Source organism: Bdellovibrio sp. NC01, assembly GCF_006874625.1.
Classification (GTDB): Bacteria; Bdellovibrionota; Bdellovibrionia; order Bdellovibrionales; family Bdellovibrionaceae; genus Bdellovibrio.
The window spans coordinates 1-13,011 of the sequence record NZ_CP030034.1 but is presented as its reverse complement, the minus strand read 5'-3'; the positions used below and the strand labels follow the sequence as shown (position 1 = coordinate 13,011).

Genomic DNA, 13,011 nt, shown 5'->3' with positions numbered 1-13,011 from the left:
TTATTTAATCAACGCCAAGGTTCCAGCAAGATTTTCTTTTTCAAGTCCCACTGACATCACCGCCGCAAATGAAGATAAAAGCGCGATCTCTTCTTCGAAAGCCAATATCTTTTTGTACTTCATTTCAACTTTTGATTTTAAATTGAAGCCGTAAATTTCCAATTCTTCGCCATCACTGATCACACCACCGATGTGTTGAATCTGTGGCTCCAGCGCACGATTTTTTGTGAAGTAGAAAATTCGACCTTTGCGAACAGCTTCTTGTCCCGCGAATGAAACCGAAGCGCGATCATCAGCATTAATTACAGTCGTGACGTGCGGACCTACTTCCGCAAATAAGCGTAAGTATGCTTTTTCCATTTCTTCGGAATGAACACTGACACTTTTAATAACAATGACATCTGCATTGATTTTAAGAACATCTTCATGTGTTAGAAATTTTTCCGGAAGAATCAGAATATAAGGTTTCGCGTCTGGCAATTCCATACCCGCAGACCAAGTGAAGATCGGTACATCTTGGCCAGCACTTTTAAAATGCTCGTGCACGAAGTGCGCGGTTTTTTCTAGTCCATCACAACCCGTAATCAGAATCGAAACTTTACCATAGTAACTCATGATCGCTCTCCTTTGTTCCGCATGAAGCGGCTCTTGTTTCTTCTGCAAAGAGGAAAGGATGCGTTCGATCTGTTCTTTCTGGGATTTAAGAAGCTCTGCTTGCTCTGAAATCTCTTTCAAGCGTACTTGCATTGAAGTCGCAAGCTTGTCGGAATCTAAAGACTCATCGGCCTCAAGCAACGCCTTGATTTCGGCCAATGTGAAACCAAGATCTTTGAAGCCTTTAATTCGATGAGCTATTTCTAATTGAGATTCTTCGTAATAGCGGTAACCATTTTCACCGCGCGCATGAGACTTGATCAGTCCGATGCTTTCATAAAGGCGAAGTGCTTTCGCCGATACACCCATTGCTTTCGAGAATTGTCCAATTGTCAGCCAGTTCTTCATCCTAACCTCTAAGTAGAATCCTCGAGCTTGCCCAAAGGACAAGGTCAATAGGTGAGTGGCACCTTTTTATTCTTCATCCAGATAATATTCAACGCTAGGTTGATCTTTAATCACTTTATAATATTTAGCGGTTTTCAAACCTTGCTGCATATTTGCGCCACCAGCGATCGCAATCTTTTTTGAATCAGGATACAGCATGATATCAGTTTCGTTAGACGTCGAGATACCAAGATAAACGAGCGGCTCAGCGCCAATGTTCTTCAAAGAGTGCGCGTTTTCTTCTCCAGCAGGGCAGGCAACGTAACTACCAGCGCTGACTTCAAACTTTTCATCGCCAATGCGGCATTCGCCACGACCAGAAACAATGTAAAAGGATTCTTCGTTTCCAAGATGCGCATGATGAGGAAATGCTTGTTTGCCGGGAGGGATTTCATAAATGCTACAGCCCAATTCTTTTCCACCAGCAGCTGCCGACAAACGCTTGCGTTTGCTTTCGAATTTTTGGCCATGAGAACTTGTGACAGATTCAAGATCGTTAATGTTAACGATGTGAGGATGCTTTTTCATAATCACTCCGATCATTTAATGATGAGAGCGAAACACGTTGTAAACAAGAGATTTGGAAATAAAAAAAGGCCGGGATCAACCCAGCCTTTTCAAAATCATATTTTGATTTTCGATTTCTGCAGCTTAGGCTGCGCGAAATTACGAAAGTTTCAAAGCGATGATCAACGCGTAGATAACCAATGACTCGATAAGTGCAAGACCCAAGATCATTGGGATCAAAAGTTTACCAGAAGCCGCTGGGTTACGAGCGATACCATCAAGTGCTGTAGCAGCAGTTTTACCTTGAGCCATAGCGCCACCGAATACCGCTACTGCGATAGTCAATGCAGCTGCCAAAGCGATCAAACCTTTGTCAGAGTTAGCAGCAACAGGAGCAGCAGCTTGTGCAGCTTCTTGTGCGAATGCAGATACAGATGCGAACAATGCAACCATTGCAACGATCATTTTTTTCATGTGTGTTTTCTCCCTATAAGAGTGGTTAGTTTTTGCTTCTTAGTGATCGTGTGCAATCGCGAATGCCACGTAGACCATTGAAAGCAAAGTAAATACAAAAGCTTGAACAAAGCATACGAACAATCCCATTACATAGAATGGAATTGGTACGCCGATTGGTACTAGATCTAAGAATACAGATAGTACCGTGTGGTCACCCATCATTACGTTCGCAAGACGAAGACCTAATGAGAATGGACGAACCAAGTGAGAAACGATTTCGATCACGAACATCAATGGCGCCAAGAAAATAACTGGGCCCATGAAGTGTTTCAAGTAAGCGACTGGGCCGTTTTCTTTTACACCTTGGAAGTTATAGAACAAGAACATCAAGATACCGAAACCAAATGTCGTGTTGATGTTTTCAGTCGCAGGAGTCATGCCCGGAATCATACCAACCAAGTTGTTGAATACGATGAAGAAGAATACCGAAGTGAAGAATGGAACATAGTGTTTGCCGTGTTCGCCGATAACCATTTCAGCTAAACCTGACATCATCTCTGTTAACATTTCCATGATACCGCGAAGAGAGAATTTATCTGCAGGCAATACAGCCGCTTCACCTTTACCCAATGAAGCACGAGCAGCTAAACCAATGAAGATTGTCGCAACTGTCACGATACCCAAAGTAGCAACGTGATAGTACTCAAGGCCCACACTTGGAATAAGTTGTGTCCAGTTAAACGGATGGTGTTCTGCCGCCATTGTCTTTTCCTTCTTTAAGAGCAACGTAAACCGCGTAAATGATTGCGGATATTACAAAACTCGCAATACCCATCGCAAACCATAAAGGGTTGAACCAAGGTTTTTTAACGATATTGAAGATAATAATGCCTAATATCGCGTACTTAAATACAATGATTGAAACTGCTAAGGCAATCAATTTCTTCTGAAAGATAAGCCCCCAGCCCCAACCAAGCAAAAGAAAGCTTAAGCTTAAAAGGCCGCTTCCAGCTAAGTATGAACCAGCTTGATCGGGTGCAGCAAAAATCCAGAGAGCAAGAGATCCCAACAGCGTCAGTGCCAGTTGAGAGAGCAGTGTGATCTTCATTATTTAGTATCGTCTTTATTAGAACTTTTATCGTCTTCGTCTTGGAAACGCTTTAAAAGCCAAATGACACGAACAAGCCAGCCGATTAAGCACAGAACGCTCAAACCGACGAAGATCATTCCCTTCGTTTGGTATTTGTTGTCCAAGATTTGCCCGAGAAAAAAACATCCGACGATCAAACCGACAAGTTCAAAGCCGATAGATGCAAAAATTATATACTTTCTCATTACTTCCTCATCCCGCGAGCTCCCGGAGCATTTCTTAAACGCTCTTGCAAACGCTTGATACGAAGTTCGATGTATTCAGGCGGGTTGTACTTGCCGCGATAATCTTCCAGAACTTTGATCGCTTCTTTAAAATTGTTATTTTCCTCATAACAAACCGCAAGCGTCAGGCCGACGTTTTCCTGAATCGATTTTTGCGGATAATTTTGCATCAGAGTTTTAAAAATATCGATCGCCTTGTTGTACTCTTTTTTTCCAACCAAGATATTGCCCTTCAACATCAAAGCACTGAAACGAATATTTTCGTCAGCCTTTAAACGCAGAAGATTGTCGATCTCTGATTCCGCCTGGAAAAAGTTATTCATGTAGTAATGGGCACGCGCCACGTTCATTTTGTACTGAGCAGCTTCTAAATCAGTATGCGGCATCTGTTGCAGCTTACTGTATTCAAGGATGGCGGCTTTATAGTCTTGAAGATTATTGAAATAAATCGCAGCAATTTGTTTCTGCGCTTCAAGACGTTCTTTTTCATCCGGCGCATGCAAAACGATGAAGTGATAATAACGAACGGTTTTTTGATAATCTTTAATTTCAAAGAAAGAAATACGAGCGGCTTCGCGAGCAGCCTCAAGAGGTAATTCACTAGGGGAATTACGAAGAATCACGCGATCCAAAAAATTCAGGGCCACTGTGTAGTGACCCTGCGAAATATTTTTCTGAGCTTGTTTGAAGTCGCCCTCTTCCTGCGATGAGCAGGCAGAGAGCGCCAAAGCTAAAGCAACCAGAAGTACTCTGATCATTTTAGTGTTTTACTTCCTCTGGAGGTGCTCCTGCTGGAGTTTCATCCGAGTGATCGTCTTCAACAACAGCTACACCTGTTACAGTTTCATCTTTTTCGTCGATGTTAATCAAACGAACACCTTGCGTGTTACGGCCAAGAACCGAGATATCCGACATCTTCATGCGGATGACTTGTCCTTTATCCGTCGACAAGATCAACTCATGTTTCTCGGAAACTTTTTTAGTTCCGATAACGTTACCAACTTTGTCAGTTGTTTTTTGAGTGATGATACCAACACCGCCACGAGACTGAACACGATATTCGCCAGTTTCTGAACGTTTACCGTAACCTTTTGATGTCACCATCAAGATTGTATCAGTTGTGTTTTTCTCTAGAACTTCCATCGCAACAACAACGTCGTCTTTCGCAAGAGTGATTGCTTTCACACCGCGAGCTGTACGACCCATGCCACGCACGTCGTTTTCGTTGAAACGAATCGACATACCTTCTTTAGTAGCGATGAAGATATCGCTTTGGCCGTCAGAAATCTTAACGTCGATAACGCCGTCATCAAGATCTGTCGTCAATGCGATGATACCTGCTGTACGAGGATTTGCGAACGCATCCAAAGATGTTTTCTTAATCACACCTTTTTCAGTCAACATAACTGCAAATCTATTTTCGTCGAATGAATCCACTGGAAGAATCGCACGAACGTTTTCACCGCTCGCCAATTGCACCACGTTCGCCAAAGACTTACCTTTAGAAGTTCTTGAGCCTAGTGGAAGTTTATGAACTTTACACCAGTAGACTTTACCTTTGTCAGTGAAGACAAGAAGCATCGTTTTCGTCGAAGCAGAGAACAAGTCTGTAACGTAGTCTTCTTCTTTCGTTTCCATGCCTTTCAGACCTTTACCGCCGCGTTTTTGCACGCGGTATTCAGCTGTTGGCATACGTTTGATAAGACCTGTGTTTGTCACAGTCACAACCATGTCTTCGTCAGCGATCAAATCTTCGTCTTCAATGTCATCCAACGAACCTTGGATTTGTGTACGACGAACATCGGCATAACGTTTTTTGATGTCTTCAAGTTCGCCCACGATAATTTTGTAAATTTCGCGAACGTCAGAAAGAACGAATTTCAACCAATCGATTTGTTTCATCAACTCTGCAAGTTCAGCGATGATTTTATCACGCTCTAAACCTGTCAAACGTTGCAAACGCATTTCGAGAATCGCAACCGCTTGTTTTTCAGAGAATTCGAAATTCTTCATCAAAGCTTCACGAGCAGCAACGGCTTCTTTAGAAGCGCGGATTGTTTTAATAACTTCTTCGATATGATCGAGAGCTTTTTTCAAACCTTCCAAGATGTGCGCGCGCTCTTGGGCTTTTTTCAATTCGAAGATACAACGTTTCGTAACAACGTCACGACGGTGATCAACGAATGCTTCAAGCATGCCTTTCAAATCGAAAGTCACTGGTTGGTTTTTCGCATCAAGCGCAAGCATGATGATACCAACAGAAACTTGCATTTGTGTGAATTTGTACAAGCGATTCAAGATCACGCTAGCGTTTTCGCCGCGTTTTAATTGAATCACGATACGCATACCTTCACGTGAAGACTCGTCGCGGATATCAGAGATACCTTCGATTTGTTTGTCACGAACTAGATCTGCAACGCTTTCGATAAGTTTCGCTTTATTAACTTGGTAAGGGATCTCTGTAACGATGATCTCTTCACGGTCTTTTTGCGGAACGATTTCAGCAACGGCTTTCAATGTGATGATGCCGCGACCTTTTTTATAAGCTTGAAGAATACCTTCGCGACCCGCGATCACACCGTAAGACGGGAAGTCTGGGCCTTTGATGTGAACCATCAAGTCTTCAAGAGTACATTGTGGATTGTTGATCAAGTGCACACAGCCATCGATCACTTCACCCAAGTTGTGCGGCGGAATATTTGTCGCCATACCAACCGCGATACCAGAAGAACCATTCACCAAAAGATTTGGGAATTTTGCTGGCAACACCAATGGGATTTGCAAAGAGTCATCGTAGTTGGGACCGAAAGCGACAGTTTCTTTTTCGATATCGTTCAACAACTCTTCTGCAAGATGAGTCATACGAATCTCAGTGTAACGCATAGCTGCTGCGCTATCACCGTCGATAGAACCGAAGTTACCTTGACCATCCTCAAGCGGATATCTCAATGAGAAATCTTGGGCCATACGAACCATCGTTTCGTAAACCGCAGAGTCACCATGTGGATGGTATTTACCGATTACGTCGCCGACAACACGGGCTGACTTCAAGTACGGTCTGCCAGGGCGGTTGTTCATTTCACTTTGCGCGAACAATACACGACGGTGAACTGGTTTCAAACCGTCACGAACGTCAGGAAGAGCACGACCAACGATAACTGACATCGAGTACTGAAGGTATGCATCACGCATTTCCTTACTGACGTCTACGCGGGTAACACCCTTTTCTTGATTATTATTTTCCATACATACACCAACTTAAAATCTAAAAATTAAACATCCAGGCTGCGAGCAAGAAGAGCATTGTCGTGGATAAATTGACGACGAGGCTCTACCATTTCACCCATCAAGATCGAGAACGTTTCGTCAGCAGCAACCGCATCGTCGATTGTCACTTGAAGAAGAGTTCTATTTTCCTTGTTCAGTGTAGTTTCCCACAACTGCTCAGGATTCATCTCTCCCAATCCTTTGTAACGTTGGATGTACATTCCTTTTTTCGTAGATTCCATCACGTGAGCGTAGAATTCATTGTAGCTTTCGAATTCAACTTCGTTTTCACCCTCAAGAATTGTGATCGGCAATGTGCTAACAGATTGGATCTCGCCCCAGATTTTACGAAGCTCGATCACTTCTGAAGAACGCAAGCTGTCCAATCCAAACTTCGTTGTCATGCGGTCTGCATAACGAACAGTGTAGATGTCGGCATACGCTTGGCCAGTAAGTTCATCTTTCTTAACTTCGCCTTTGTATTCTGTGATGCCAAGTTTTGGATCAGAGTTAATCCATGCACCAAGATCATTAAGCGCTGATTGAATTTTACCTTCATCAGCAAAAGTTTTTTCGAAGTCAGGAACTTTTGAAAGCAAGAAATACAATACGTCTTTGTCGTATTTCTTAGAAGAAACACGAAGAAGATCGTTGAAGCGTTGAATGTTCAAAATCAACTTACGCAAATCTGCTTCAGGAAGATTTTCTTTGCCTTTGATTTTGAAATTGTTCAGACCCGAGCTTAACAAGAACTCTGTCAAAGCCGCTTCATTTTTCAAGTACGTTTCTTCTTTACCTTTTTTCGCACGGTACAATGGTGGTTGCGCGATATACACATAACCACGCTCCAGTACCAACGGCATTTGGCGATAGAAGAATGTTAAAAGAAGAGTCATGATATGCGAACCGTCGACGTCGGCATCGGTCATGATAATGATTTTGTGATAACGGATTTTATCTACGTTCACATTGTCTTTACCGATACCAGTACCAAGAGCAGAGATGATAACTTTGATCTCTTCAGAAGAGATGATTTTATCAAAACGCGCTTTTTCTACGTTTAGGATTTTACCTTTCAAAGGCAAGATCGCTTGGGTACGACGATCGCGTCCTTGTTTCGCAGATCCACCGGCAGAGTCACCCTCGACCAGATACAATTCGCAAAGTGCAGGATCACGTTCTTGGCAGTCCGCCATTTTACCTGGCAATGATCCCCCATCAAGAGCTGTCTTACGACGAGTTAAATCACGCGCCTTACGAGCAGCTTCACGAGCACGCGCTGATTCCACGCACTTCATGATAACGTTTTTAGAAACTGAAGGATTGCGATCCATCCAGTCAGCTAATTTTTCATTCACCAAAGACTCAACAATACCTTTTACTTCGGCATTACCAAGTTTTGTTTTTGTCTGACCTTCGAATTGTGGTTCACGAACCTTTACAGAAATAACTGCTGCCAAACCTTCACGGATGTCTTCACCCTCAAGGTTTGTTTTCAAATCTTTCAAAAGATTTTTTTCAGTCGCGTAAGCGTTCGTTGTACGAGTCAAAGCCGCACGGAAACCAACTAGGTGAGTACCACCTTCGTGCGTGTTGATGTTGTTACAATAAGTGAAAATAGATTCTGAGTAAGAATCGTTCCACTGCATTGCGATTTCAACTTCGACGTCGTCTTTTTCACCTTTGAAGTAAACCACTTCGTTATGAAGGGCCTTCTTAGATTGATTCATGTATTTAACAAATTCCGCCACACCTTCAGCGTATTGGAAATCTTGTTTCTTACCAGTGCGCTCGTCTGACAAAGAGATATGAAGACCCGCATTCAAGAATGCAAGTTCACGGAAACGATTCGCAAGAGTGTTGAAGTCGTAAGACAAAGTTTCGTCTTTGAAGATATCGCGATCTGGTTTGAAAGTAGTTTTCGTACCAGTTTTTGTTGTCGCTTCACCTTGAGCGATCGGCGCAAGAATTTTACCGCGCTCGTAGCTTTGTCTCCAGAAATGACCATCACGTTGAACTTCAACGCTGACACGAGTTGAAAGCGCATTCACAACGGAAGCACCCACACCGTGTAGACCACCGGAAACTTTATAACCGCCACCGTCGAATTTACCGCCGGCGTGAAGAACTGTCATAACTAGTTCTAGTGCAGATTTGCCTGTTTGTTTTTGTGTCGCAACTGGAATACCACGACCGTCGTCTTCGACAGTGATCGATTCATCGGCGTTGATAGAGACTTTGATAGATTTGCAATAACCTGCAAGATGTTCGTCTACCGAGTTATCCACAATTTCATACACAAGATGGTGATAACCTTTGAAAGCTGTATCACCGATGTACATACCAGGACGTTTACGAACCGCTTCGAGACCTTCCAGAACTTGGATCGAATCGGCCGAGTAGGATTTTTGTTCTTCTACTGACACTGTAACCCCTCATTGTTTTGCATACCCTTCGACACTTTCGAAGGAGTCGCACGTTTCTACTCAAGGATGTGACCATCCTTGATGCGCACAACGGAAAGCTGATCGAGGCTGAATGATTCAGGCAATGTGAAATCGGTCGTCGTCACAAAAATCTGCGTATTGATCTCGTGTAAGAACGTAATCAGCGCTTCTCTTTTGGCTTTATCGAGCTCGGATAAAACATCGTCTAACATCAGCACGGGATAGGTTCCGTGAGCCTTCCTATGATACACAATTTGGGCCATTTTGAAAGAAAGAATGATGGCTCTTTGCTGCCCTTGGCTACAAAAAAATCTTGAGTCTTTTCCACCATATAGGAAGACGATGTCGTGCTTGTGGGGCCCTACCAAACTGGTTCCACTTGAGAGCTCCGCATCATGCAATTCTTTGATGCGTTTTTCGAGTGCAGATTGGACTTCTTCTCGGGAAAATTTCACGGCGTTTTGATCGGAAATCACATATTCCACCGAGATATCCACAGCGGAATTGCCAGAAATGTATTGCATGGCATTATTGAACTCTTTCGACAAACCAGCCAATGCTTCGATGCGGGCGTATGACAAATCGGTCGCTAAACGCACAAATTGGGGCTCTAGGGACTCCAAAAGGTTCTCGGTGACCGTTTTATCCTGCAGGCCTTCCAAAAAGTTTTTAAGGATCTTGTTACGCGTTTTCAGCGCTTTTCGATAATCTGAAAGTAAATTCACATTTTTGCGATCAAAAGTAACCAGCAACTCATCAACCAGTTCGCGGCGATGATCGGCACCTTCTTTGATCGAAGCCAAACTTTCTGGACTAAACACAACACTAGCAAAAATTTTTCTGATGTCGGCCGAGTTCACACGTTTTTCATTCAACGTTAAAACCTTGCGGCTTTTCGACAGACCCATTTTTAATTTGTAGTGAAGATCGTTCTGACTAATCAACGCTTGAATAAGTGCTTCTTGGTTATTCGAGTTGATCAGTGTGGAATTGTCAGAGTAGCGGAAGGAGTCTCCTTGAGAGATCATATACATCGCTTCAAGGAGATTCGTTTTACCTTGTCCATTTTCTCCGAGGAAAACATTCACTCGAGGAGAGAATGAGATCACTACGTCTCGGTAATTCCGAAAATTAACAAGACGTAGTCGTTCGAAAATCATTAGATTCTCATAGGCATAACAACGCAAGTGTAAGATGCGTCGTCGTGTGGTCTCATCAAACCTGGTGACAAGTGATCGTTTAATTCGAAATCAATTTTGTCATCGTTGATTGAAGTCAAAATGTCAGTGATGTATTTCGCGTTGAAACCAATTTTGATTTCGCCACCCGAATATTCTACTTCGATTTCTTCTTTCGCATCACCCAACTCTGGATTGTTCGAAGAGATTTCCATTTTGCCGTTGTTCAAGATCAAGTGAACTGCTTTTGATTTTTGATTCGCTAGCAACGACACACGTTTCAACGAAGTTAAGAAAGCTTCCTTGTTGATCATAACTTTTTGCGGAAGTTTCTGTGGAATAAACTGTTGATAATTCGGGTACTTTCCTTCGATCAAACGGATCATCAAGATTGTTGATGAATGTTTCAATACGAATTGCGAGCCTTCCACAGCGATTTCCACAGAGCCATCGATACCTTCTAAAATCTTTTTGATTTCATGAAGACCTTTGCGTGGAATGATCACACCTTGAGTTGCTGCAACTTTTACATCCGAAGAGTTTTTAGAAACTAAACTCATACGGTGACCATCTGTCGCAACCATTTTGAAACCAGCTTGTGGATTCAACTCAAAGAATACGCCATTCAAGTGGTAACGAGTTTCATCGTTCGATACAGAGTAGATTGTTTTATCAATCATCTCTTTCAACACTTGCGCATCGATTTTAATAAATGCTTGAGAGTTGTAAGTAGGGAAGATCGGATATTCTTCAGCAGAGATACCAACAATTTTCGAAGTGTACTTACCTTGTTTGATTTCCAACCAGTTGTTTTCTTTTTTAATCAAAGTGATTGGACCTTCAGAAAGTTCTTTTGCGATTTCGAAAAGTGACTTTGCTGAAACAGCAACTTTACCTGGTTGATGAACTTGCGCTTTGATTTGGTCAGTAAGACTTACTTCCAAATCTGTTGCGAAAACTTTCAACAAGTTCTGATCTGCCTCAAGAAGAACGTTGATCAAGATTGGCATTGTGTTGCGTTTCTCAACGATATTCTGAGTTTTACCGATAAGGCTTAATAGATCTCTCTTATCAATTTCAATTTTCATAACAAGTCCTCTTTTAAACCCTCTCTTATTATCTATTACTTATAATATAAATAACTAGTAGTAGTAGTAGGGGCGTGGAAAACCTAACAAATCCTCTAAGTGCGTGTAAACACTAAAAAACAGTTGTGGATAAGGGTTCTGTACAAGTCGCCCTGAAAAGCTGCGATTTTGGGGGTAACTCAGATCCACATTTTTACCCTCAAACTCTTCCACAGCTCTTTCCACAGTCCACATTCACACCCCTGTGATATTGTGGATTCTCTGTTCCAAGTCTTCGATATCTTTAGCGATATCTTGATCGGTCGCCTGTAGATTTTTAACCCTCTCAAGCGCGTTCATCACAGTTGTGTGATCTTTTCCGCCAAAAGCTTTACCAATATCCACCAAAGATTTATCCAAAAACTTCTTAATCAAATGCATCGCAATTTGACGTGGAACGACAATTGGTTTTGCGCGAGTCGACGATTTTAGATCTAAAACGCGCACTTTATAGTGGTCAGCAACAAGCTTCATGATCTCTTCCACTGAAATAGTAGATTGAGTTTCATGATGCATCAGAATGCGTTTCACAAGCTCACCATCAATCGGCAAACCTTGAAGTTCAGAGAACATCTTAACCTTCTTAAGATTGCCTTCGAGCTCTCTGATTGAACGTTTAGAAATACGTGCGATGTAAGTCACAACGTCTTCTGGAAGACGCATATTAAATTTTTCCGCTTTATAACGAAGGATCGCGATACGTGTTTCCAGATCTGGCATCGTGATGTCCACAATCAAGCCACGTTCAAGACGGGTACGACTGCGGTCTTCAAGGCCATGGATATCCTTCGGCATACGATCGCTCGCCAAGATAACCTGTTTGCGGCTATCGATGAAGCTATTCACCGTGTGGAAAAACTCTTCTTGAACAGCTTCACCACGCGCGATGAACTGCACGTCATCCACTAAAAGGATGTCGGAGTTTTCGCGGTATTTTTGTCTGAACTTATCCATCTCGTGACGACGAATCGCCGAGATACATTCATTCATAAAGCGTTCAGCCGAGATATAAGTAATTCTAAGTTGCTGAAATTGATCACGAATATGGTTTCCAGTAGCGTGCAAAAGATGGGTTTTACCCATCCCAACCGGTCCATATATATAGAGAGGGTTGTAATCATCAGCGCCAGGGTTCCTAGCCACGTTAAAGCACGCGGCGTGGGCAAATTCTGAATTTTTTCCCACAACGAAAGTCGAGAAAGTGAGCTCACTATTCAAAGACCCTTCACTAGATCTTTGTTGAGTAGTCTGGATACCCTGAGTACGTGACAACTGAGCCTGAAGAACTTCAGAACCACCCGAAACCTCTTCCATTGGGGCATGGGAAGTCTCGATATGTGGGTTTACTTTGTGGCCCGTAATACTAAATTCAACCTCAAATGGATGGCCGTAAGTATCTGAAATCTCTGTATAAATTTTATCCTGAAGGTTCTCAATTACGAAGTACTGATGTAAAGCATTTGGGACCCCAAGTATTAATTTGGGACGTTCTTGAGTACCCGCAGTCGAAATGTATTCGATCGGATCTAGCCAAGTATCCAATAACTTATTGTTATCGTTACGGCTCTTCATCTTAGTTTTAATCAGGTTCCAGAAAGAAGAGTTCAACTCCAC

At 42.6% G+C, this 13,011-nt stretch carries 12 protein-coding genes; all 12 read right to left on the bottom strand.

Annotated elements, in window-relative coordinates; all coding sequences use genetic code 11:
- Positions 1-1,002 (bottom strand): MerR family transcriptional regulator, encoded by a 1,002-nt coding sequence (locus DOE51_RS00060; protein WP_142694581.1) that lies wholly within the window; start codon positions 1,000-1,002, stop codon positions 1-3.
- 66 nt (positions 1,003-1,068) lie between these two features.
- A complete protein-coding gene (locus tag DOE51_RS00055; protein ID WP_168196354.1) occupies positions 1,069-1,569 on the bottom strand; it encodes a cupin domain-containing protein in 501 nt (166 codons plus the stop codon).
- Positions 1,570-1,707: 138 nt separating this feature from the next.
- The gene (locus DOE51_RS00050) at positions 1,708-2,022 is read right to left on the bottom strand and encodes an ATP synthase F0 subunit C (RefSeq protein WP_142694579.1); all 315 of its coding nucleotides are present in this window, start codon (positions 2,020-2,022) and stop codon (positions 1,708-1,710) included.
- 39 nt (positions 2,023-2,061) lie between these two features.
- A complete protein-coding gene (atpB, locus tag DOE51_RS00045; protein ID WP_142694578.1) occupies positions 2,062-2,766 on the bottom strand; it encodes a F0F1 ATP synthase subunit A in 705 nt (234 codons plus the stop codon).
- Positions 2,741-3,112 (bottom strand): hypothetical protein, encoded by a 372-nt coding sequence (locus DOE51_RS00040; RefSeq protein ID WP_142694577.1) that lies wholly within the window; start codon positions 3,110-3,112, stop codon positions 2,741-2,743. The genes atpB and DOE51_RS00040 overlap by 26 nt, the downstream gene beginning before the upstream one ends.
- A complete protein-coding gene (locus DOE51_RS00035; protein ID WP_142694576.1) occupies positions 3,112-3,339 on the bottom strand; it encodes an AtpZ/AtpI family protein in 228 nt (75 codons plus the stop codon). Before DOE51_RS00035 ends, DOE51_RS00040 begins: the two co-directional genes overlap by 1 nt.
- Entirely contained in the window at positions 3,339-4,136 is a 798-nt protein-coding gene (locus DOE51_RS00030) for a tetratricopeptide repeat protein (protein WP_142694575.1), read from the bottom strand. The genes DOE51_RS00035 and DOE51_RS00030 overlap by 1 nt, the downstream gene beginning before the upstream one ends.
- A 1-nt stretch (position 4,137) precedes the next feature.
- Positions 4,138-6,624, bottom strand: a complete 2,487-nt coding sequence (gene gyrA, locus DOE51_RS00025) for a DNA gyrase subunit A (protein ID WP_142694574.1) — start codon at positions 6,622-6,624, stop codon at positions 4,138-4,140.
- 26 nt (positions 6,625-6,650) lie between these two features.
- Positions 6,651-9,071, bottom strand: a complete 2,421-nt coding sequence (gene gyrB, locus DOE51_RS00020; RefSeq protein ID WP_142694573.1) for a DNA topoisomerase (ATP-hydrolyzing) subunit B — start codon at positions 9,069-9,071, stop codon at positions 6,651-6,653.
- A 56-nt stretch (positions 9,072-9,127) separates the two neighbouring features.
- Positions 9,128-10,279, bottom strand: coding sequence for a DNA replication/repair protein RecF (locus DOE51_RS00015; RefSeq protein ID WP_246845197.1), 1,152 nt, complete (start codon positions 10,277-10,279; stop codon positions 9,128-9,130).
- Complete coding sequence (gene dnaN / locus DOE51_RS00010; RefSeq protein ID WP_142694572.1) at positions 10,252-11,358, bottom strand: DNA polymerase III subunit beta; 1,107 nt, start codon at positions 11,356-11,358, stop codon at positions 10,252-10,254. The genes DOE51_RS00015 and dnaN overlap by 28 nt, the downstream gene beginning before the upstream one ends.
- 234 nt (positions 11,359-11,592) lie before the next feature.
- Entirely contained in the window at positions 11,593-13,011 is a 1,419-nt protein-coding gene (dnaA, locus tag DOE51_RS00005) for a chromosomal replication initiator protein DnaA (protein WP_142694571.1), read from the bottom strand.

Coding starts and splice junctions, on each gene's coding strand:
- DOE51_RS00060 (WP_142694581.1), bottom strand. CDS start 1,002: ATGAAGAACTGGCTGACAATTGGACAATTCTCGAAAGCAATGGGTGTA.
- DOE51_RS00055 (WP_168196354.1), bottom strand. CDS start 1,569: ATGAAAAAGCATCCTCACATCGTTAACATTAACGATCTTGAATCTGTC.
- DOE51_RS00050 (WP_142694579.1), bottom strand. CDS start 2,022: ATGAAAAAAATGATCGTTGCAATGGTTGCATTGTTCGCATCTGTATCT.
- atpB (WP_142694578.1), bottom strand. CDS start 2,766: ATGGCGGCAGAACACCATCCGTTTAACTGGACACAACTTATTCCAAGT.
- DOE51_RS00040 (WP_142694577.1), bottom strand. CDS start 3,112: ATGAAGATCACACTGCTCTCTCAACTGGCACTGACGCTGTTGGGATCT.
- DOE51_RS00035 (WP_142694576.1), bottom strand. CDS start 3,339: ATGAGAAAGTATATAATTTTTGCATCTATCGGCTTTGAACTTGTCGGT.
- DOE51_RS00030 (WP_142694575.1), bottom strand. CDS start 4,136: ATGATCAGAGTACTTCTGGTTGCTTTAGCTTTGGCGCTCTCTGCCTGC.
- gyrA (WP_142694574.1), bottom strand. CDS start 6,624: ATGGAAAATAATAATCAAGAAAAGGGTGTTACCCGCGTAGACGTCAGT.
- dnaN (WP_142694572.1), bottom strand. CDS start 11,358: ATGAAAATTGAAATTGATAAGAGAGATCTATTAAGCCTTATCGGTAAA.